Genomic DNA, 21,276 nt, shown 5'->3' with positions numbered 1-21,276 from the left:
TGCCTCGAGGGTTCAAACAATTATGTACCATGTTGTCGCAGCCACCATCAACCCGGCAAAAATTCGCGCGATTGCTCAGGCGTTCAACGACGTTTTCGGCGAAGGATCCTGCCACATTGAAGGGGTCGAGGTCGAGAGCGGCGTCGCAGCTCAGCCACTTAGCGATGTCGAAACGCGAACTGGCGCACGTCAACGCGTAGCGAACGCTCGTCAGGAGCGTCCGCAGGCGGATTATTGGGTGGCGATTGAAGCGGGCATTGAAGGCGATTGCGCCTTTGCGTGGATGGTGATTGAAAATGCGCAGCAGCGCGGTGAATCGCGTTCGGCCAGCTTTACCCTGCCGCCGATCGTCGTAGCAGGCTTAGCCGCCGGACGTGAACTCGGTGACGAGATGGCACGCCTGACCGGCGTAGAGAATATCAAACACAAAGGTGGCGCGATTGGCGCCTTTACTCACGGCCTGCTAAGCCGCTCCAGCGTCTATCATCAGGCGTTGATTCTGGCGCTGTGTCCGTTTACGCATCCGCTTTACAATCAGCGTTAATCGCGTCCCAGACGCGCTTCCAGCCAGCGTTTCAGCTCTGGCGGCGCTTCTTTCAGGCTATTTGAACCGCGCGTTATCGTAGCGATACCTACGCCCAACTCATTCTTCAGTTCACGCTGGCTCATCTCACCGTTCATCAGCTCTTCGATAATGCGCAAACGCGTGCCGAAGGACTCACGTTCATCCGGCGTCATCATCAGCTGTAGCAACGGCAGCGCCACGCCATCGGCAAAGGCGTTTTGCATCAGTTCGATAAAACGCAGCCAGTTATCTTCAACAGGCTGAGCCGATTCCGGCTGGGAAGAAAGGGGTTGGCTCATGAAGGACTTCCGTACTCATTAACGAGTACGGAAGCATAGCACAGTCAATACTGGCGATTCCACTCACTGTCAGCGAGAATCTTATCCGGCTTGCCCATGAAGTAGCGATAATAGGCATCGTAGGCCAGCACGTTTTTCACGTAGCCACGCGTTTCTGAGAACGGAATGGTCTCGATAAACGCCACCGCATCCAGATTCCCCCCGCTGGTTTTCTGCCAGCTGCGCACGCGTCCCGGCCCTGCGTTGTAAGCCGCCGAGGCGAAGATGCGGTTCTGACCGAACTGCTGATAGACATACTCCAGATACTGGGTACCGATCTGAATATTGGTCTGCGGATCCAACAGCTGGCTGCTGTTCACATAGCCGGGAATGTTATACATCTTCACGGTATGCGTCGCCGTGCCGGGCATTACCTGCATCAAGCCGCTGGCGCCCACCGGTGAACGCGCCTTCGGATTCCACGCGCTCTCCTGACGTGAAATCGCCATCGCATAACTCGGTGGAATGCCTTTGTCGCTGGTGTATTGCTGATACAGATTTTGCCACGCCAGCGGGAAGCGCTCTTTCAGGCTATCCCACATTTTCGCGGTAATGGTGGCCTGCACGCTGAGATCCCACCAATCCTGCTCGTTGGCATAACGCGCCAGCATCTGCTGCTGGGAATGAGTTTTACTGGAGATCAGATTGGCCCATTCGCTGCGCGCCAGGTTATCCAACCCCCAGTACATCAGCTCGCGCACGCGCGCCATTTCCGCGCCCTGCACCACGTTATTATCAGCTGCCGGCGCTTTATCAACCTGCAACGGATACTCCACGCCAAGACGTTGCGCCGCCACCATCGGATAGAAGCCGCGCGCCTGCATCAGCTTGCGCAGAATGTCGTTCGCTTCCTCTTTGCGGCCCTGAGAAATCAGCAAATCGGCCTGCCAGTATTGCCACTCATCTTTCTCTTTGGCTTCCACCGGCAAACGCGCGATCCAGGTATTCAGCCCGCGGCGATCGTTCTGGCTCAGCGCCAGACGAACACGGCGCTCCACCAGCGCGGTGGATTCGCTGTTCATCACTACCGCATCACGCCAGCGCGCCTGCTCGCTGGTGAGATCCGCGCCCATCATGCGCCATACCACCGTCTCTTTCAGATCCTGCTCATCGGCCTGGCTCATCTTCTGCGCCTGCACCAGTTGCGGAATCATCATGCGCGCGTTGTCCATATCCTCACGCGCCACGCGGGCGAAGGCATAGCTGGTCGCCATGCGGGTGAAATCAGTGGGGCCCATGCTGCTGGCAAAGGTAGTGACGGTTTGCGGATTCTGCTGCAGCGCAATCAGCGCGCTGGCGGTGGTTTGATAATCCGCTGGCAGCATTTTCGCCAGATAATTCACCAGGCTATCGTTACCGGCTTTCATCGCCAGACGGATACGCTCCAGAATGGTGATCGGCGAGAGCTGCCCGCTGGCTTGCCAGACCGAGAACAGCTTGTCACAGTCATTCGGCAACGCGGTGCCGCGCAGCCAAATCTCTTTGGCCCCGGCAAACGCCGCCTGCTGTTGCCCGGTGGCCCATTTGGCGTAATACCAGTTACAGCGCGCCTGCACCGGTTTCGGCTCATCCGGGCTGAAGCTGAGCACGCCTTGCCAGTCCTGACGATTGGCCAACACATTCACAAAGCGTGTTGAGAGCGAGCGCGCCGGCGGCAGCGTAGGATACTGTTGAATAAAATTCTTCACCGCCAGCGGCGTCTCTTGATCGAGATCCTGCGCCAGCAGCCGGTATTGCAGATACGGGTAGAGCGGGTAATCCTGCAGCGTCGGCATCAGCTGCGTCACCTGGTCCATCTGTTTGTTATCCCAGGCTTGCTTGATTTGCGCATAGCGCTGCCGCTGCTGATCCAGCGAATCGGCCCATGCGCTGCTGGCCGTGCTGACCAGACAGATCCCTAGCATCCAGTAACGCCACTTCTCCATTACGCTCTCCTCTCAGTGCTGCGATCCAGCTCATGCCAGACTTCCTTCATGCTAACCAGGCCAACCGTCTCTTGCCATGTTCTTCACAAAATTTACGCTCGCGCACCGCCATTGCACAGCGCTTGCGCCGCCGTTGTGCAATTTATCATCAGAAAAACGTATTACACATCAATTAACTACGCGCTTTCATTGGCTTACAAAAATGGCACGCGCTTTGCTCTGTTGAATTCCATCTTGTATACCAGTTGGAATTCACTCATGGCATTGACCTTTGGCTTTACGCTCCAGGATTGGCAACGCAGTTACCAACAGGATCCACAGCAAATTACTTCCCTGCTGGCAGCACATCTCGACGCAATCGACGCGCAGGATAACGCCTGGCTTTATCTCGCCACACCCGCGCAGCTGCAGGCACAAATTGAGCCGCTGCTGGCGAGTTATCAGCGCAACCCGGCCGCGCTGCCGCTGTTTGGCGTGCCTTTTGCGGTTAAAGACAATATTGATGTCGCCGGCTGGCCGACCAGCGCCGCCTGCCCCGCCTTCACCTACACCGCCGCCGCCGATGCCTTTGTGGTGGCGCAGCTTAAAGCCGCAGGCGCGGTGGTGATTGGCAAAACCAACCTCGATCAATACGCCACTGGCTTAGTCGGCACGCGTTCGCCATTTGGCGCGGTGAGCAACACTTTCAATCCGGATTACGTCAGCGGCGGCTCCAGTTCCGGTTCCGCTTCGGTACTGGCGCGCGGACTGGTGGGCTTCTCACTCGGCACCGATACCGCCGGTTCGGGCCGCGTACCGGCCGGTTTCAACAATATCGTCGGCCTTAAGCCCACCAAAGGCTGGTTCTCCGCCAGCGGCGTGGTGCCGGCTTGCCGCCTCAATGACACCATTTCGGTGTTCGCGTTAACGGTGGAAGATGCCTTCGCGGTGGCCACGGCGGCGGGCGGCTATGACGCCGGCGATGCCTACTCGCGCAGCAATCCGCACAGCGCGCCCGCCAGCTTCAAAGCGCAGCCTGATTTCGCCATTCCCGCCACGCCGGAATTCTTCGGCGACAAACTGGCCGAAGCGGCATGGCTGGCGGCGCTAGAGCAACTGCAGGCAGGTGGCGCGACGCTGCACCCGATTGATTTCTCCGTGTTCCACCAGCTGGCCGAACAGCTCTATTACGGCCCGTGGGTCGCCGAGCGCACCGTGGCGGTGGGCGAGATGATCAATCGTCCGGAAGAGATGGATCCGGTGGTATTCGGCATTGTCAGTAGCGGCCTGAAATACAGCGCGGTCGAAGCCTATCAGGCGGAATACCTGCGTGCCGAGCTGACGCGGCAGATTCAGCAAACGCTGGCGCAGTTCGACGCGCTGGTGGTGCCCACCTCACCAACCATCCACACGCTGGCCGAAATGCAGCAGGAGCCGGTGCTCTACAACTCGCAGTTCGGCACTTACACCAACTTCACCAATCTTGCCGATCTCTGCGCACTGGCGCTGCCGGCCCCCTTCCGCGCCGATGGTTTACCGGCGGGCATCACGCTGATTGCGCCCGCCTGGCAGGATCGTGCGCTGGCCGGTTTTGGTGTGCGCTGGCAGCAGCAGATGGCGCTGCCGCTCGGTGCAACCGGCAAAAAGCAGCCAGCGGAATCTGCCACCTTGCCGCTTTCTGCCGATCACGTACGCGTGGCGGTGGTAGGCGCGCATCTCACCGGTATGCCGCTCAACTTCCAGCTGACGACGCGTCAGGCGGTGCTGGTGGAAGAGACGCAAACCGCCAGCAACTACCGCCTGTTTGCTCTGCTCGATGGCCCAATTAAGAAGCCGGGCCTGCTGCGCGGTGAGAGCGGCGCGGCGATTACCGTCGAGCTGTGGGATATCCCGCTGGCACGCTTTGGCGAGTTCGTGGCGGAGATCCCCGCCCCGCTCGGCATTGGCTCGTTAACGCTGGCCGACGGCCGCAGCGTCAAAGGCTTTATCTGTGAACCGGCGGTGCTGTCGCAGGCGCTGGAAATTACCGAATTTGGCGGCTGGCGCAACTGGCTGGCTTCTCAGGGGAGTAAATAAGCATGTTCAGCACCGTTTTGATTGCTAACCGTGGCGAAATCGCCTGTCGCGCCATCCGTACCTTAAAACGCCTCGGCGTGAAAAGCGTCGCCGTCTATTCCGATGCCGATCGCAACGCGCGCCACGTCAAAGAAGCGGATGTGGCGATCGCGCTTGGCGGTGACAAAGCCAGCGACAGCTATCTGCGCATCGATAAAATCCTCGCCGCCGCACAGGAAACCGGTGCCGAAGCCATCTGGCCGGGCTACGGTTTCCTCTCGGAAAGCCTGCCGTTCGCCGATGCCTGTGAAAAAGCCGGTATCGCCTTCGTCGGCCCCACCGCGCAGCAGATTGGCGAGTTTGGCCTGAAACACCGCGCGCGTGAATTAGCCGCCAGCGCTGGCGTGCCAATGACGCCGGGCACGCCGCTACTGAGTTCGCTGGACGAAGCCTTAAGCGCCGCCGACAGCATCGGTTATCCGGTGATGTTGAAAAGCACCGCCGGCGGCGGTGGCATTGGTCTGACGCGCTGCGCCGACGCCGACGCGCTGCGCAATGCGTGGGAGAGCGTGCGTCGTCTCGGCGAGCAGTTCTTCAGCGATGCGGGAGTGTTTTTAGAACGCTGCATCGACCGCGCACGCCACGTGGAAGTGCAGATTTTTGGCGACGGCAGCGGCAAAGTAATTGCCCTCGGCGAACGCGACTGCTCGCTGCAGCGCCGCAACCAGAAAGTGGTGGAAGAAACGCCGGCACCTAATCTGCCGCAGGCAACGCGTGAAGCGCTGCTCTCTTCGGCGGTGCGCCTTGGCGAGCTGGTCAACTATCGCAGCGCTGGCACGGTGGAGTACATCTACGACGCCGAGCAGGATGCCTTCTACTTCCTCGAAGTGAACACCCGCCTGCAGGTGGAACATCCGGTCACCGAATGCGTCACCGGTCTCGATCTGGTTGAGTGCATGCTGCAAGTCGCGGCAGGCGATGCCATCGAATGGGCGCGTCTGCAGCAGGCGCCGCAAGGCGCCTCAATTGAAGTGCGCCTCTACGCTGAAGATCCGTTGAAAAACTTCCAGCCCAGCCCCGGCGTCTTAACCGCCGTCTGTTTCCCGGACGATGTGCGCGTCGATGGCTGGATTGCTACCGGCACCGAAGTCTCGGCGTTTTACGATCCGATGGTGGCCAAACTGATCGTGCATGCCGAGACGCGTGAAGCGGCGTTAACGAAAATGCAGCAGGCGCTCGACGCCACGCAGCTGCACGGCATCGCCAGCAACCTCGATTATCTGCGCCAGATCGTCGCCACCGAGGCCTTCCGCAGCGGCAAGGTGTGGACGCGCTTCCTCGACAGCTTCACGCCATCCGCCAGCGTGATTGAAGTGCTGCAGCCCGGCACCTTCAGCAGCATTCAGGATTTTCCTGGCCGCCTTGGCTATTGGGATATCGGCGTGCCGCCATCCGGCCCGATGGACGATTTCGCCTTCCGCCTCGCCAACCGCATTGTCGGCAACCACGACAGCGCCGCGGGCCTCGAATTTACCCTGCAAGGCCCGACGCTGCGCTTCCATAGCGATGCGGTGATCGCCCTGACCGGCGCCGATTGTGCGGCCGATGTCGATGGCGAAAGCATCGCCTACTGGCAGCCCGTCAGCGTTAAAGCAGGGCAAACCCTGACGTTAGGCCGCGCGCAAAGCGGCTGTCGCACCTATTTAGCGGTGCGCAACGGCTTTGACGTGCCGGAGTATCTCGGCAGCCGCTCAACCTTCTCGCTCGGCCAGTTTGGCGGCCACGCCGGACGCACCTTGCGCGTCGCCGATATGCTGCCGATCTCCCAGCCGCAGCTGGCGGCCTGTACCACGCCCGCGCCGGTCAGCGCACCGCAGGCGCTCGATCATGCATTGGTGCCGCACTACGGCAGCGAATGGCGCATCGGCGTGCTGTACGGACCGCACGGCGCACCGGATTTCTTCACTCAGGCGGCAATTGATGAGTTCTTCGCCAGCGACTGGCAGGTGCACTACAACTCCAACCGCCTCGGTGTGCGCCTGGTTGGTCCGAAACCGACATGGACGCGCGCCAACGGCGGCGAAGCCGGTCTGCATCCGTCCAACGTACATGACTGCGAATACGCCATTGGCGCGGTGAACTTCACCGGCGACTTCCCGGTGATCCTGACGCATGACGGCCCAAGCCTCGGCGGCTTCGTCTGTCCGGTGACCATCGCCAAAGCCGAGCTGTGGAAAGTCGGCCAGGTGAAACCGGGCGACCGCATTCGCTTCCATCCGATTAGCGCTGACGAAGCGGTGGCACTGGAAAAAGCCCAGGCGCACAGCGTGGCCACCCTGCGCAGTGCCCATGCACCGGCTTTTGTGGTGCCCTCTTTAGCGGCCAGCGCTATCGGTTCCGCCACCCTGCTGGCGGCGTTACCGGCCACGGCGACCACGCCAGCGGCGGTGTATCGCCAGGCGGGCGATAAATATGTGCTGATTGAGTACGGCGATAACGTGCTGGATCTGGCGCTGCGTCTGCGCGTGCATCTGCTGATGAATGCGCTGCGTGAACGCGCGGTGCCGGGCGTGGAAGAGCTGTCGCCCGGCGTGCGCTCTCTGCAGGTACGTTACGACAGCCTGATCCTCAGCCAGAAACAGCTGATGCAGTTACTGCTGGAGCTGGAGAGCGGATTGGGCGATGTCAGCCAGCTGAAAGTGCCGTCACGCATTGTCTGGCTGCCGATGGCGTTCGAAGACAGCGCGACGCTCGGCGCGGTGGAGCGCTACAAAGAAACCGTGCGCGCCAGCGCGCCGTGGCTGCCGAACAACGTCGATTTTATCCAGCGTATTAATGGCTTAGCCAGCCGTGAAGCGGTACGCGATACGATTTTTGATGCCAGCTATCTGATTCTCGGCCTCGGCGACGTCTATCTCGGCGCGCCGTGCGCAGTACCGATCGATCCACGCCATCGCCTGCTGAGCTCCAAATACAGCCCGGCGCGCACCTTCACCGCCGAAGGCACCGTTGGCATTGGCGGCATGTACATGTGCATCTACGGCATGGACTCGCCGGGCGGCTATCAGCTGGTGGGCCGCACCCTGCCGATCTGGAACAAGTTCCTCAAAAACCCTCAGTTCGCCGCTGACGAGCCGTGGCTGCTGCACTTCTTCGATCAGGTGCGCTTCTATCCGGTCACCGAAGACGAACTGACGCAGCTGCGCGATGACTTCCGCGAAGGCCGTGCCACGGTGCGCATTGAAGAGACGGTATTCGATTTCGCCGCGCATCAGCAGTTCCTGGCCGATCACGCCGCGTCGATCGGCGAATTCCGTCAGCGCCAGTCGGCCGCCTTCGAACAGGAAGTGACGCTGTGGGCGCAGGAAGAGCAGAACGCGCCACTCACCAGTGATGAGACGCTGGAAGTGGCGGAAGCCGACGATGATGCGCTGGCGGTGTGCGCCGATATGAACGGCAACATCTGGAAAGTGCTGGTACAGCCGGGCGACGTGGTGGAAGCCGGTCAAACGCTGATCATCGTGGAAGCGATGAAAATGGAACTGGCAATTGTCGCACCGCAGGCAGGCCAGGTGAAACGTATTGCCTGTCAGGCAGGACGTCCGGTGAGTCCGGGCGATGCCCTGCTGTGGCTGGAATAAGGAGACTGCATGAACACGAGCCCGCGCAGCAAAGGCCGCCCTGAGGCATTGGCCGAGAAGGTCTATCAGGCGCTGAAACAGGACATTTTTGAATTCCGTCTGATGCCGGGCGACCGTTTCAGTGAGAACGAAATCGCCGATCGGTTGGAAGTCAGCCGCACGCCGGTGCGTCAGGCGCTGTTCTGGCTGGAGCGCGAGGGCTACGTCGAAGTGTGGTTCCGCAGCGGCTGGCAGGTGAAGCCGTTTGACTTCGAATATTTCGAAGAGCTGTACGACTTCCGCACCGTGCTGGAGTGCGAAGCGGTGCGCCGCCTGTGCGCCCTGCCCGCCGTGCAGTGTGCGCAAACCCTGACGGCACAGAAAAGCTTCTGGATCGATGCGCTACCGCTGGCCGATGGCAAAGCGGTCTCCGCGCAGGATGAAGCTTTTCACATGGCGCTGGTGGCGGCCGCTGGCAATCAGGAGATGGCGCGCATCCACGCCGAACTGACCGAAAAGATTCGCATCATTCGCCGTCTCGATTTCACGCGCGACGACCGAATGGAGGCGACATACCGAGAGCACGCTCAGATTTTACGGGCGATTTTCCAGCAACAGACCGAGGAGGCGCAGCGCATTTTAACCGACCACATCGCCGTCAGTAAGGCAGAGGTCAGAAAGATTACATTGCATATGTTACAGCAGGCTCGACTTCAACCCATTGAATAACAACATAAACACAGTTAGGGGTTTACTGATGAAAAGACGTTCGTTGCTCAAGGCTTTCGCGCTCTCTGCCTCTGTTGCCAGCATGGGTTTTGCCTTCGCGGCACAGGCTGCTGACACCATCAAGGTGGGTATTATGTCCTCGCTCTCCGGCACCATGGCGATCTCCGAAACGCCGCTGAAGGATGTGGCGCTGATGACTATCGATGAGATCAACGCCAAAGGCGGCGTGCTGGGCAAAAAGCTGGAACCGGTGGTGGTGGATCCCGCCTCCAACTGGCCGCTGTTCGCCGAAAAAGCGCGTCAGTTGCTGACGCAGGATAAAGTGGCGGCGGTGTTTGGCTGCTGGACCTCGGTATCGCGCAAATCGGTGCTGCCGGTGTTTGAAGAGCTAAACGGCCTGCTGTTCTATCCGGTGCAGTACGAAGGCGAAGAGATGTCGCCGAACGTGTTCTACACCGGCGCCGCGCCTAACCAGCAGGCGATTCCGGCAGTGGAGTACCTGATGAGTGAAGATGGCGGCAGCGCTAAACGCTTCTTCCTGCTGGGCACTGATTACGTTTATCCCCGCACCACCAACAAGATTCTGCGCGCCTTCCTGCACAGTAAAGGGGTGCAGGATAAAGACATCGAAGAGGTCTACACGCCGTTTGGTTACAGCGATTATCAGACCATCGTTTCCAACATTAAGAAGTTCTCTGCCGGTGGCAAAACCGCGGTGATCTCCACCATCAACGGCGACTCCAACGTGCCGTTCTACAAAGAGCTGGCGAATCAGGGCATCAAAGCCACCGATATTCCGGTGATCGCCTTCTCGGTGGGTGAAGAGGAGCTGCGCGGTATTGATACCAAACCGCTGGTTGGTCAGTTAGCGGCGTGGAACTACTTTGAGTCGGTGGATAACCCAACCAACGCCCAATTTGTGAAGGATTATCGCGCTTACGCGAAAGCGCATAACCTGCCGAACGCCGACACCGTGGTAACCAACGATCCGATGGAAGCGACCTATGTTGGCCTGCACATGTGGGCGCAGGCAGTGGAGAAAGCCGGCACCACTGATGTAGACAAAGTGCGCGCGGCGATGGCGGGCCAGACCTTCAAAGCACCAGACGGTTTCACTCTGACCATGGATAAAACCAACCATCATCTACACAAGCCAGTGATGATTGGCGAAGTGGAAGAGAACGGCCAGTTCAACGTGGTGTGGCAGACCGAGCAACCGGTGCGCGCCCAGCCGTGGAGCCCGTACATCGCGGGTAACGACAAGAAGCCCGACCATCCGGTGAAATCAACGCAGTAATTGGGTGCTCGCTGTCCCCCATCCCGGCCTTCCCCCGTTAACGGGGGAAGGAGACGCTGCCACATGTAATTCCTTAACCAACATATGGCAGCGTCATCCTCCCCCATTTATGGGGGAGGACCGAGGAGGGGGACAGCAACATCAATCTCAAACCACCTCCTTCAGGGCCAGAACCATGACAATTCGCCGTTATCTCTGCTGTCTGCTGTTACTGCTGCCCTGGCTCGCCCAGGCGGGCGATGGCGCAGACTTCGCGGCCGCCAGCCGCACCCAACAAGCCACGCTGCTGCAACAGTGGGCCGCCGCGCCGCAGGCTAGCCGCTTGCCGCTGCTGCAGGCGCTGCGCAATGAAACCGTGGTCATCGACCAGAAACAGCAGCCGTTCAGCAAACAGGGCGATACGTTGCAGCCGCTCGATAGCGCGCAACAGCCCGCTGGCGACAGCAAAAAACTGTTTATGAATAACCGGCTGCGCGTATTAATCGCCAGCGCCCTCGCCGCTCATCAGCTGGTGAGCGACGATGCGACGATCCGCTTACGTGCCGCGCAACAACTGCAAAACGATGGCGTAGCCGATATGTTGCCGCTGCTTGAGCAACGCCTCGCCAGCGAAAAAGATGCACAGGTCCACACCGTGCTGCTGATGGCCGCCGCTAACCTGCAACTCGCCAGCCCGGATGCGGCGCTGCGCCTTAAAGCCGTGACGCTGCTCGGCGAATCCAGCGATCCCAACATGCAGGCTAGCCTTACTCGCTTAACCCAGGCCAGTAATGAGCCTGATGCTAAAGTCCGTGAAGCCGCCGCCACCAGCCTGAAGCAGATTAAACAGCGCCTGATGTGGGGCGATCTGCTCGGTCAGGCGTTTACCGGCCTGTCGCTCGGCTCGATTCTGCTGCTGGCAGCGCTCGGCCTGGCGATCACCTACGGCCTGCTCGGTGTGATCAACATGGCGCACGGCGAAATGCTGATGCTCGGCGCCTACGCCACCTGGTTTGTACAAAGTCTGTTCCAGCAGTTCGCGCCGCAGTGGCTCGCCTGGTATCCGCTGCTGGCGCTGCCGGTGGCATTTGCGGTGACCGCCTGCATGGGCATGCTGCTGGAGCGCACCATTATCCGCCATCTCTATGGACGTCCGCTGGAAACCCTGCTCGCGACGTGGGGCATCAGCCTGATGCTGATTCAGCTGGTGCGTATGCTGTTTGGCGCGCAGAACCTGGAAGTGGCCAACCCGAGCTGGCTCTCCGGCGGTATGCAGCTGCTGCCGAATCTGGTGCTGCCATACAACCGTATCGCGGTGATCCTGTTCGTGTTTGCCGTGCTGAGTCTCACCTGGCTGCTGCTGAATAAAACTCGCCTTGGTCTCAGCGTGCGTGCCGTGACGCAGAACCGCACCATGGCTGATTGCTGCGGCGTACCAACCGGACGCATCGATATGCTGGCCTTTGGCCTCGGTTCAGGCATTGCCGGACTCGGCGGCGTGGCGCTGTCGCAGTTGGGCAACGTCGGGCCGGAGCTGGGTCAGGGCTACATCATCGACTCCTTCCTCGTGGTGGTGCTGGGCGGCGTCGGCCAGCTGGCGGGCACCGTCGTGGCGGCGTTTGGCCTCGGCATTCTTAACAAAGTGCTGGAACCGCAGATAGGCGCAGTGTTAGGCAAAATCCTCATCCTCGTGCTGATCGTGCTGTTTATCCAGAAACGTCCGCAGGGCCTGTTTGCCTTTAAAGGGAGGGTGATTGACTGATGAGCCAGCCAATGACGTTAACCATCGCGCGTAAGGCGCCGCGCCTGACCCTCAGCCTTGGTGTAGTGATCACCGCGCTGCTGCTGGTGCTGCCATTCTGCGCCCTGCTGCCTGCCACCCATCCGCTGGCGATCTCCACCTACACGCTGACGCTGGTCGGCAAAATCCTCTGTTACGCCATCGTCGCGGTAGCGCTCGATCTGGTGTGGGGCTACGCCGGTTTGCTGTCACTCGGTCACGGCCTGTTCTTCGCGCTCGGCGGCTATGCGATGGGCATGTATTTAATGCGCCAGGCCTCCGGCGACGGCCTGCCGGCGTTTATGTCATTCCTTTCGTGGAGCGAGCTGCCGTGGTTCTGGGCGGGCACGCAGCATTTTGCCTGGGCGCTGTGCCTGATCGTGCTGGTGCCGGGCCTGCTGGCGTTGGTGTTCGGCTTCTTCGCCTTTCGCTCAAAAATCAAAGGCGTCTACTTCTCGATCATGACGCAGGCGCTGACCTACGCCGGCATGCTGCTGTTTTTCCGCAACGAAACCGGCTTCGGCGGTAACAACGGGTTTACCGGCTTCACCACGCTGCTTGGCTTTAACGTCACCGCGACCGGCACGCGCATCGGGCTGTTCGTTGCCACGGTGCTGCTGTTGCTGGTGAGTCTCGGCATCGGCTTCGCGCTGGCGCGCAGCAAATTCGGCCGCGTGCTGACGGCGGTGCGCGATGCGGAAAACCGCCTGATGTTTGTCGGATACGATCCCAAAGGCTTCAAGCTGTTTGTCTGGACGCTCTCGGCGGTGCTGTGCGGGCTGGCGGGCGCGCTATATGTGCCGCAGGTCGGCATTATCAACCCGAGTGAAATGTCGCCGACCAATTCGATTGAAGCCGCAATCTGGGTGGCGTTAGGCGGACGCGGCACTTTGATTGGACCGCTACTGGGCGCGGCGATCGTTAACGGCGCCAAGAGCTGGTTTACCGTCGCCTTCCCGGAATATTGGCTGTTCTTCCTCGGCCTGATGTTTATCCTGGTCACGCTGTTCCTGCCGCGTGGCGTGATTGGCCTGCTGCGCCGGAGGCGTGATGACTGAACAACTGTTTACCCAACCCCATCCGTCGGATCGCCATCGTGAACAGACCGATCCGGTATTGCAGCTGGAGAAGATCAACGTGTCATTCGACGGTTTCCGCGCGCTAACCGATCTCTCACTGAAGATCGGCGTCGGCGAACTGCGCTGCGTGATCGGCCCCAACGGCGCGGGTAAAACCACGCTGATGGATGTGATCACCGGTAAAACCCGACCGGACAATGGCCAGGTGATCTACGACCAGGATACCGATCTCAGCAAAATGTCGCCGGTGGAGATCGCGCGCGCTGGGATCGGACGCAAGTTCCAGAAACCCACGGTATTTGAAGCGCTCACGGTGTTCGAAAATCTGGAAATCGCGCTGAAAAATGACAAATCGGTGTGGGCCAGCCTGCGCGCCCGGCTGAACGGCGAGCAGCAGGATCGCATTGATGAGGTGCTGAAGCTGCTACGACTCGGCGGCGAACGTCAGCGCCAGGCCGGTTTGCTATCGCACGGCCAGAAGCAGTTTCTGGAAATCGGCATGCTGCTGGTGCAGGACCCGCATCTGCTGCTGCTGGATGAACCGGCGGCGGGCATGACCGACGCCGAAACCGAGTACACCGCCGAGCTGTTCCGCAGTCTCGCCGGCAAGCATTCGCTGATGGTGGTTGAGCACGACATGGGCTTTGTTGAAACCATTGCCGATCACGTGACCGTGCTGCATCAGGGCCAGGTGTTGGCCGAGGGATCGTTACGCGAAGTGCAGGCGGACGATCGGGTTATCGACGTTTATCTGGGGCGCTAACATGCTGCAAGTCGCGGAACTGAATCAATATTACGGCGGCAGCCACATTCTGCGCGGCCTGTCGTTTGAGACTAAACCGGGTGAAATCACCTGCCTGCTGGGACGCAACGGCGTGGGAAAAACCACGTTGTTGAAGTGTTTGATGGGGCTGATTCCGGCCAAATCCGGCGAGATTCGCTGGCAGGACAAAGTGATTAACGGCCGCAAACCGCACCAGCGCGTGCAGGCGGGCATCGCTTATGTGCCGCAGGGGCGTGAAATCTTCCCGCGTCTGACGGTGGAAGAAAATCTGCTGATGGGGCTGGCGCGCTTTTCCGGCGCGCAGGCCAAAGCGGTGCCGGAGGAGATCTACCAGCTGTTCCCGGTGCTGCGTGAGATGAAAGCACGACGCGGCGGCGATTTGTCGGGCGGGCAACAGCAGCAGCTGGCGATTGGCCGCGCTCTCGCCTGTTCACCAAAGCTGTTGATCCTTGATGAACCCACCGAAGGGATTCAGCCCTCGGTGATCAAGGAGATCGGCGCGGTGATTCGCCAACTGGCGCAGCGCGGTGATATGGCGATCCTGCTCGTCGAGCAGTTTTACGATTTCGCCGCCGAGCTGGCCGACAGCTATCTGGTGATGTCACGCGGTGAGATCGTGCAGCGCGGTGCCGGATCAAGCATGGAAGCCGACGCCGTGCGGGGATTGGTGGCGATTTGATTGCGCCGTTTATTCGTAGGGTGCGCATTTATGCGCACCTGGAAATCTGGTCGCCATAAATGACGACCCTCCGGTTTAGTTACAAAATGCCGGTCTCGACGCTGAAATGGCGCTGCTCGCCGGGTGCCAGTTCAATCAACGTTCCCGCGCGCTGCGCCGCCTTGAATCCTTCCGGGCGGCAGGTGGCTGGCAGCACATAGGCCGCGACCTGCTGATCGCGGTTATGCAACAGCCAGCGCGTGGCGTGCGGAAACTGCTGGCTGGAGAAGCGCGTCATCAGGGCAAAACCCTGCGGCGAGTGCAGCTCGAACTGCACCTCATCGCCATACTGCTGCAGATCGTCGGCGAAGAACACGATCTCTGGATCGCACATCTCCGGCTGATCCAATGGCTGAAACGCCTGTGGATCGGCAGCCAGCCGATCGGTATAAGCGCGCCACTGCGGCGTTGGCTTCACGTGTGCCGGGATCGAGGTGCGCAGCTGGAACGCATCCGTCGGAATCGACTGCTGGAAACGTCCCTGCTCAACCCACGCGCTGTTGAGATGGCACATGTACTGCAGCGGCATCGGCGCACCGGCCAGATTAGTGACGTTCATCTCAATGTGCAGCCTTGCCGCATTGGCCTCAAGCCGCACCGCAGGTGCGGCAAGATAGTGATGGCCGAAGCCCTTCACATACTCGGTTTCGCCCTCCAGCGATAGGCGATCGTGTTCCAATACAATCCACGCGCTGTCCATGCGCGCGCAGGCCATTTCGCCATGCAGCGGATGGTCATCCTCGGCGGCCGGGCAGCCGTTGGCCAGCAGTCCGGAGTGGAAAGCAAAACAGCCGTAGGTATCAATTATCGAACTGCCGAGCAGCGGCTGCTTAAAGCTGTGGCCCATGGTCAGCGCATGGCCATCAAAGTTGGCGTCCCACACCATCTGGCCGTAAAACGGCAGGACGATCACCGTGCCGCGTGGGTTGCTGATGCGCACCGCTTCGACGCCCGCTGGGTAGCGAAACAGCTCGACGTGGAACGTCTCGTTGCGCAGCAGCGTGCTCGGCGTTGCATGGAACTGTTCCCGACGTAACGGTAAACGGGTTTTCATGGCATCTCCTCGACTAAACGACCAGCCGCTTCAGCCTGCTTTTTATGGCGCAGTTCGCCCCAGAAGAAGTAACCCACCCAGGCAAAGCACAGCAGCGAAACGCCAAACGCCAGCTGCATCGATCCCAAATGATCGGAGACGAAGCCCTGCAGCGCCGGAATGAAAGCAGCACCCACAATCGACATCACGATAAATGCGCCCGCCACTTCGGTGTATTTGTTATCGACGGTCGCCAGCGTACCGGCATAGATGGTCGCCCAGCAGGGCCCAAACAGCGCGCTGACAAAGATCGCGGCATACACGGCGGTAAAGTTCGGCACAAACATCACCCATGCCAGCGTGATCACACCGAGTACCGAGTAGGCAATTAACACTTTTTCCGCCCGGAAACGCGTCATCAGGAAGTTGGCAACAAACTTACCAATGAAGAAGCCGATAAAGCTATAAATCATAAAGTTAGAAGCATGGCGCTCATTGGTTGCGCCGAGCGTCAGCGCCAGACGAATGGTGAACGACCACACCGCCACCTGCATACCGACATACAGGAACTGCGCTACGATGCCGCGTTTAAAGTGACGATTGGTCGCCAGATAGCGGAAGGTCTCGCCCAGCGACGGCAAGGATTTCCCATTGCTTTCCGGCTTACAGCGCGGATAGCGGGTGAACAGGAACAGCAGCATCACTACCACCAGCACCATGACCAGATATTTGTACGGTTCCAGCGTGTGTTCCAGCATGGTGAGACGGAACGCATGCGCCTGTTCAGCGTTCATGCCGGCCAGCTGGCTTTCCAGACTGTCGCCCTCCTGGAACACCAGATATTTGCCCAGCACGATGCCCATTAAGGCGCCAACCGGATAGAACGTCTGGCTGATGTTGAGGCGCAGCGTGGCGTGATCGCGATGCCCAATCATCGAGCTATAGGTATTCGCAGCGGTTTCGAGGAAGCTCAACCCAATAGCGATAGCAAAAATCGCCGCGAGGAACATGGTGTAGGTCGCCATGTGTGAAGCCGGATAGAACAGCACGCAGCCGACGATATACAGCGCCAGCCCCATCAATATCGCCAGTTTGTAGCTGGCTTTGCGGATCACCAGCGAAGCCGGAATGGCGATCAGGAAGTAGCCGCCGTAAAACGCACTCTGCACCAGCGCACTGGCGAAATCGCTCAACGCGAATACGCTTTTGAACTGGGTGATCAGAATGTCGTTCAGACTCGCCGCACAACCCCACAACGGGAACAGGCACGAGAGCAAAATGAACTGGAACAGCGGCGTTTTATTCAAATAACCATCAGGTTGCTGAACAATGCTCGGTTGCATAACTCGACCTCAATTAACGTTGAGAAAACGCTGGAAGGTTTCCGCGTCGGGATAGGAGCGCTGCGTGCCGCGACCGGTCACGCTGCAGGCGGCATAGGCGGAGGCTTGCGCCATCGCGCCCGCAATATCACCGGTTTTTACCAGCTGGTGAGCGAAGCAGCCGATAAAAGCATCGCCCGCACCACTGGTGTCGACGGCTTTTACCGCCGTAGGTGCAACGTGGTGCAGCTGGTCGCCAGACATCCACAGCGAACCGCGTCCGCCGAGCGTGATGATCAGGTTTTTCAGCCCGCGTTTGAGCAGTGATTGCCCCGCCAGCTGCACCTCTTCATCGCTGTTAACCGGCATACCGGTGAGGATCTCCAGCTCGGTTTCGTTCGGCATGAAAAAGTCGCATTTGCAGGCGTAGTCGATGTCCAGATTAGCCACGGCAGGCGCCGGATTGAGGATCACTTTGATGTCGTGCTGGCGGGCAAAATCAATGGCGTAATAGACCGTTTCCAGCGGGATCTCCAACTGCAGGATGATCAGTCGACAGCTTTTCAGTGCGTCGGCAGCGGTATCAATATCCGCCGGTTTCAGCTGCTGGTTGGCGCCTTTAATGATCAAAATGCGGTTCTGTGATTGATCGTCAACGAAAATCGGCGCCACGCCGCTCGAGGTGCCGGGCGCTGTGGTGACAAAACGCGTATCGACGCCTTGCTGTTGCAGGTTGGCCACGGTGTTGGGTGCAAACAGGTCGTCGCCCACTTTGCTGACCATCATCACGCTGCCGCCCAACTTCGCTGCGGCCACTGCCTGATTAGCACCTTTGCCGCCACAGCCGATGGCGAAGTCAGGCGCTTCCAGCGTTTCGCCCGCTTTAGGCAACTGATTGGTATAGGTAATGAGGTCGACCATGTTCGACCCAATAACCGCGATGTCCATTGTGCTCTCCTGGTGAATTTTTAACTTTATAATGTTATAAAAATCACAATATCAGGTTAATAAAGTTAATTATGTGATAAATTTCACACCTATGAGCGCTGATAAAAAGCCGCCCTCACGCCACTTATTCATGATAAAGAATGTTATTATTCTAACATTGCAACATCATTGAGCACGCCGTCTGGCGCTGAGCGCAGCGGCGGGATTGAAACGAAATGGCGGGATGGCGTGGCGTTTGCGGGCCGATCTCATTACAGGTAAGATTGAAAACCGGCCTGCTGAATACGTCGCAAATCATTAAAATCTGTGAGATTTATCGTGATTTTTGACCAGGCAACTTCGACTTCAGGATTAATTACGCAGAGATGATCATGGAAACCCGGCGCGACGAACGTATTCACAAATTAGCTCAGGCGCTAAAACGCACCGATAAACTGCACCTGAAAGATGCGGCACAGTTGCTGGGCGTGTCGGAAATGACCATCCGCCGCGATCTTACCGAACCGGCCTCAACGGTGGTGCTGCTTGGCGGCTATATCGTTAGCGATCCTAAAAGCCATGCCGGACACTATTTCATCTCCGATCAGCACGGACAAAACGCCGCACGTAAACAGCGCCTGGCGCAGGCTGCAGCGGATCTGATCGGTGAAAATGACACGGTGTTTTTTGATTGCGGCACCACGCTGCCCTACATCGTCGATGCGATCCCCGATACCTTGCCGTTCACCGCGATTTGTTGCGCGATGAACACCTTCCTGGCGCTGAAAGAGAAACCGGCCTGCAACGTGATCCTCAGCGGTGGCGAATTCCATGCCGATAACGCGCTGTTCACGCCGATTGGCGCGCATTCGATCCTCGACGATCTCTGCCCGACGCTGGCCTTTATTTCGGCGGCGGGTATCGATCAGGAGCAGGGTGCCACCTGCTATAACATCAACGAACTGGCGATGAAGCACCACGCGATGCTGCGCGCCCGTCAGCGCGTGCTGGTGGCAGACAGCAGCAAGTTCGGCAAAGTGCTGCCGGCACGGATTGGTGAGCTGCGTCGCTTTGATTTGTTGGTGAGCGATAGTGCGCCCGAGCCGGCGCTAAAGAGCTGGCTGGCACAGCAGAACATCCCGCTGCGCCTGCCTTGAAGTTAGTGTTCCTGTATTTTTAATAATCGGCTCACGATCCATACCCTAAATAATTCGAGCTGCAGCAAGGCGGCAAGTGGGTTCATCCCCAGGAGCATACATAAGTATGTGACTGGGGTGGACACACGCAGCCAACGCCGCTGCAGCTCGAAGTATGACGGGTATGAATATAAGTATGTGACGGGGGCGGACATACGCAGCCAACGCCGCTGCAGCTCGAAGTATGACGGGTATGAATAAAGGGGGAAAACGGCTAAACTTCTGCATCAGTTGTCCACCACTCACAGACCAAAAGGCTCAATACAACGTGGCTCAATTCGTCTATAGCATGCATCGCGTCGGCAAAGTCGTTCCGCCGAAGCGTCACATCCTGAAGAATATTTCACTTAGCTTCTTCCCTGGAGCAAAAATCGGCGTCCTCGGCCTGAACGGTTCGGGTAAATCGACGCTGCTGCGCATCATGGCCGGTATCGATACCGATATCGAAGGGGAAGCACGCCCACAGCCGGGCATCAATGTTGGCTATCTGCCGCAGGAACCGCAGCTCAACCCGGAACACACCGTGCGTGAATCCGTGGAAGAAGCGGTTTCCGAAGTAGTGGGTGCGCTGAAGCGCCTTGACGAGGTTTATGCGCTGTATGCCGATCCGGATGCCGATTTCGACAAGCTAGCCGCCGAACAGGGTCGTCTGGAAGAAGTGATCCAGGCGCACGACGGTCATAACCTCGATACGCAGCTGAACCGTGCGGCAGATGCGATGCGTCTGCCGGATTGGGATGCCAAAATTGCTACGCTATCCGGTGGTGAACGCCGCCGCGTCGCGCTGTGCCGTCTGCTGCTGGAAAAACCAGACATGCTGCTGCTCGACGAACCGACTAACCACCTGGATGCGGAATCCGTGGCATGGCTTGAGCGCTTCCTGCACGACTTCGAAGGTACCGTTGTGGCGATCACGCACGACCGTTACTTCCTCGATAACGTCGCTGGCTGGATTCTGGAACTGGACCGCGGCGAAGGTATTCCGTGGGAAGGTAACTACTCTTCCTGGCTGGAGCAAAAAGATCAGCGTCTGGCGCAGGAAGCCTCTTCTGAAGCCGCTCGTCGCAAATCGATCGAGAAAGAGCTGGAGTGGGTGCGTCAAGGCGCGAAAGGCCGTCAGTCTAAGGGCAAAGCCCGTCTGGCACGCTTTGAAGAGCTGAACAACACCGATTACCAGAAGCGTAACGAAACCAACGAACTCTTCATTCCACCGGGTGCGCGCCTTGGCGACAAAGTGTTGGAAGTGACCAATCTGAAGAAATCGTATGGCGATCGCGTACTGATCGACGATCTGACTTTCTCGGTACCGAAAGGCGCGATTGTCGGCATTATCGGTCCGAACGGCGCGGGTAAATCGACCCTGTTCCGCATGATGTCAGGTCAGGAGCAACCGGATTCCGGCACCATCGAGCTGGGCGAAACCGTCAAGCTGGCGTCAGTGGATCAGTTCCGTGACGCGATGGACAATTCCAAAACCGTGTTTGAAGAAGTTTCTGGCGGCCAGGACATCATGCGCGTGGGCAACACCGAGATGCCAAGCCGTGCTTACGTTGGTCGCTTCAACTTCAAAGGCACCGATCAGGGCAAACGCGTGGGTGAGCTGTCAGGCGGTGAACGCGGTCGTCTGCACCTCGCGAAACTGCTGCAAGTGGGCGGCAACCTGCTGCTGCTCGATGAACCGACCAACGACCTCGACATCGAAACCCTGCGCGCGCTGGAAAACGCCCTGCTGGAATTCCCAGGCTGTGCCATGGTGATCTCGCATGACCGTTGGTTCCTTGACCGTATCGCCACGCACATCATCGATTACCAGGATGAAGGCAAGGTGGAGTTCTTCGAAGGTAACTTTACCGAGTACGAAGAGTACAAGAAACGCACCCTCGGCGCCGACGCGCTGGAGCCAAAGCGTATCAAGTACAAGCGTATGACCAAGTAATTGTTATAACGTGA

General features: G+C 58.9%; 16 protein-coding genes. 11 read left to right on the top strand and 5 right to left on the bottom strand.

Annotated elements, in window-relative coordinates; genetic code table 11:
- Positions 1 to 22: 22 nt before the first annotated feature.
- On the top strand, positions 23 to 544 hold the full coding sequence (yjjX, locus tag WH298_RS12850; protein WP_007884926.1) for an inosine/xanthosine triphosphatase: 522 nt from the start codon (positions 23 to 25) through the stop codon (positions 542 to 544).
- Here yjjX and trpR read toward each other — a convergent pair.
- Together trpR and sltY are read right to left on the bottom strand one after the other, a co-directional pair.
- Positions 541 to 864 (bottom strand): trp operon repressor, encoded by a 324-nt coding sequence (trpR, locus tag WH298_RS12845; RefSeq protein ID WP_007884925.1) that lies wholly within the window; start codon positions 862 to 864, stop codon positions 541 to 543. The two genes, yjjX and trpR, sit on opposite strands and share 4 nt — an antisense overlap.
- A gap of 44 nt (positions 865 to 908) precedes the next feature.
- Entirely contained in the window at positions 909 to 2,828 is a 1,920-nt protein-coding gene (gene sltY, locus WH298_RS12840; protein WP_180823028.1) for a murein transglycosylase, read from the bottom strand.
- 258 nt (positions 2,829 to 3,086) lie between these two features.
- Between sltY and atzF the strand changes: the two genes are divergently transcribed.
- The 8 genes from atzF to urtE all read left to right on the top strand — a co-directional run bounded on the left by atzF (position 3,087) and on the right by urtE (position 14,809).
- A complete protein-coding gene (atzF, locus tag WH298_RS12835; protein ID WP_180823027.1) occupies positions 3,087 to 4,883 on the top strand; it encodes an allophanate hydrolase in 1,797 nt (598 codons plus the stop codon).
- 2 nt (positions 4,884 to 4,885) lie between these two features.
- Positions 4,886 to 8,503 (top strand): urea carboxylase, encoded by a 3,618-nt coding sequence (uca, locus tag WH298_RS12830; protein ID WP_180823026.1) that lies wholly within the window; start codon positions 4,886 to 4,888, stop codon positions 8,501 to 8,503.
- 9 nt (positions 8,504 to 8,512) lie between these two features.
- Entirely contained in the window at positions 8,513 to 9,211 is a 699-nt protein-coding gene (locus WH298_RS12825; RefSeq protein ID WP_007884920.1) for a GntR family transcriptional regulator, read from the top strand.
- A gap of 28 nt (positions 9,212 to 9,239) precedes the next feature.
- The gene (urtA, locus tag WH298_RS12820) at positions 9,240 to 10,508 is read left to right on the top strand and encodes an urea ABC transporter substrate-binding protein (protein ID WP_007884919.1); all 1,269 of its coding nucleotides are present in this window, start codon (positions 9,240 to 9,242) and stop codon (positions 10,506 to 10,508) included.
- Positions 10,509 to 10,683: 175 nt separating this feature from the next.
- Positions 10,684 to 12,249 (top strand): urea ABC transporter permease subunit UrtB, encoded by a 1,566-nt coding sequence (urtB, locus tag WH298_RS12815; protein WP_180823025.1) that lies wholly within the window; start codon positions 10,684 to 10,686, stop codon positions 12,247 to 12,249.
- Positions 12,249 to 13,325 (top strand): urea ABC transporter permease subunit UrtC, encoded by a 1,077-nt coding sequence (urtC, locus tag WH298_RS12810; protein WP_007884911.1) that lies wholly within the window; start codon positions 12,249 to 12,251, stop codon positions 13,323 to 13,325. The genes urtB and urtC overlap by 1 nt, the downstream gene beginning before the upstream one ends.
- Positions 13,318 to 14,109, top strand: a complete 792-nt coding sequence (gene urtD / locus WH298_RS12805; protein ID WP_049851417.1) for an urea ABC transporter ATP-binding protein UrtD — start codon at positions 13,318 to 13,320, stop codon at positions 14,107 to 14,109. Before urtC ends, urtD begins: the two co-directional genes overlap by 8 nt.
- A 1-nt stretch (position 14,110) precedes the next feature.
- Positions 14,111 to 14,809 carry an urea ABC transporter ATP-binding subunit UrtE gene (gene urtE, locus WH298_RS12800; protein WP_180823024.1) on the top strand — a complete coding sequence of 233 codons (699 nt, stop codon included), beginning with the start codon at positions 14,111 to 14,113 and terminating at the stop codon, positions 14,807 to 14,809.
- Positions 14,810 to 14,888: 79 nt separating this feature from the next.
- On the opposite strand, the gene WH298_RS12795 is transcribed toward urtE, so the two are convergent.
- From WH298_RS12795 to rbsK, 3 genes are read right to left on the bottom strand one after another with little or no spacing between them, the layout of a single operon-like run.
- Complete coding sequence (locus WH298_RS12795; protein WP_180823023.1) at positions 14,889 to 15,902, bottom strand: aldose 1-epimerase family protein; 1,014 nt, start codon at positions 15,900 to 15,902, stop codon at positions 14,889 to 14,891.
- On the bottom strand, positions 15,899 to 17,224 hold the full coding sequence (gene fucP, locus WH298_RS12790; protein ID WP_180823022.1) for an L-fucose:H+ symporter permease: 1,326 nt from the start codon (positions 17,222 to 17,224) through the stop codon (positions 15,899 to 15,901). The genes WH298_RS12795 and fucP overlap by 4 nt, the downstream gene beginning before the upstream one ends.
- Before the next feature lie 9 nt (positions 17,225 to 17,233).
- A complete protein-coding gene (rbsK, locus tag WH298_RS12785) occupies positions 17,234 to 18,151 on the bottom strand; it encodes a ribokinase (protein WP_180823021.1) in 918 nt (305 codons plus the stop codon).
- A 371-nt stretch (positions 18,152 to 18,522) separates the two neighbouring features.
- On the opposite strand from rbsK, the gene deoR reads away from it, so the two are divergent.
- Positions 18,523 to 19,287 (top strand): DNA-binding transcriptional repressor DeoR, encoded by a 765-nt coding sequence (gene deoR, locus WH298_RS12780; RefSeq protein WP_180823020.1) that lies wholly within the window; start codon positions 18,523 to 18,525, stop codon positions 19,285 to 19,287.
- Positions 19,288 to 19,594: 307 nt separating this feature from the next.
- Positions 19,595 to 21,262, top strand: a complete 1,668-nt coding sequence (ettA, locus tag WH298_RS12775) for an energy-dependent translational throttle protein EttA (RefSeq protein ID WP_008101764.1) — start codon at positions 19,595 to 19,597, stop codon at positions 21,260 to 21,262.
- Positions 21,263 to 21,276 lie beyond the last annotated feature (14 nt).

Source organism: Pantoea nemavictus, assembly GCF_037479095.1.
GTDB lineage: Bacteria > Pseudomonadota > Gammaproteobacteria > Enterobacterales > Enterobacteriaceae > Pantoea > Pantoea nemavictus.
Note: the sequence above shows the minus strand (reverse complement) of the source record. Positions and strands in the feature narration are given on the sequence as shown.

What these genes read in the sequence shown, in the direction of transcription:
- yjjX (WP_007884926.1), top strand. Translation starts at nt 23, where the DNA reads ATGTACCATGTTGTCGCAGCCACCATCAACCCGGCAAAAATTCGCGCG.
- trpR (WP_007884925.1), bottom strand. Translation starts at nt 864, where the DNA reads ATGAGCCAACCCCTTTCTTCCCAGCCGGAATCGGCTCAGCCTGTTGAA.
- sltY (WP_180823028.1), bottom strand. Translation starts at nt 2,828, where the DNA reads ATGGAGAAGTGGCGTTACTGGATGCTAGGGATCTGTCTGGTCAGCACG.
- atzF (WP_180823027.1), top strand. Translation starts at nt 3,087, where the DNA reads ATGGCATTGACCTTTGGCTTTACGCTCCAGGATTGGCAACGCAGTTAC.
- uca (WP_180823026.1), top strand. Translation starts at nt 4,886, where the DNA reads ATGTTCAGCACCGTTTTGATTGCTAACCGTGGCGAAATCGCCTGTCGC.
- WH298_RS12825 (WP_007884920.1), top strand. Translation starts at nt 8,513, where the DNA reads ATGAACACGAGCCCGCGCAGCAAAGGCCGCCCTGAGGCATTGGCCGAG.
- urtA (WP_007884919.1), top strand. Translation starts at nt 9,240, where the DNA reads ATGAAAAGACGTTCGTTGCTCAAGGCTTTCGCGCTCTCTGCCTCTGTT.
- urtB (WP_180823025.1), top strand. Translation starts at nt 10,684, where the DNA reads ATGACAATTCGCCGTTATCTCTGCTGTCTGCTGTTACTGCTGCCCTGG.
- urtC (WP_007884911.1), top strand. Translation starts at nt 12,249, where the DNA reads ATGAGCCAGCCAATGACGTTAACCATCGCGCGTAAGGCGCCGCGCCTG.
- urtD (WP_049851417.1), top strand. Translation starts at nt 13,318, where the DNA reads ATGACTGAACAACTGTTTACCCAACCCCATCCGTCGGATCGCCATCGT.
- urtE (WP_180823024.1), top strand. Translation starts at nt 14,111, where the DNA reads ATGCTGCAAGTCGCGGAACTGAATCAATATTACGGCGGCAGCCACATT.
- WH298_RS12795 (WP_180823023.1), bottom strand. Translation starts at nt 15,902, where the DNA reads ATGAAAACCCGTTTACCGTTACGTCGGGAACAGTTCCATGCAACGCCG.
- fucP (WP_180823022.1), bottom strand. Translation starts at nt 17,224, where the DNA reads ATGCAACCGAGCATTGTTCAGCAACCTGATGGTTATTTGAATAAAACG.
- rbsK (WP_180823021.1), bottom strand. Translation starts at nt 18,151, where the DNA reads ATGGACATCGCGGTTATTGGGTCGAACATGGTCGACCTCATTACCTAT.
- deoR (WP_180823020.1), top strand. Translation starts at nt 18,523, where the DNA reads ATGGAAACCCGGCGCGACGAACGTATTCACAAATTAGCTCAGGCGCTA.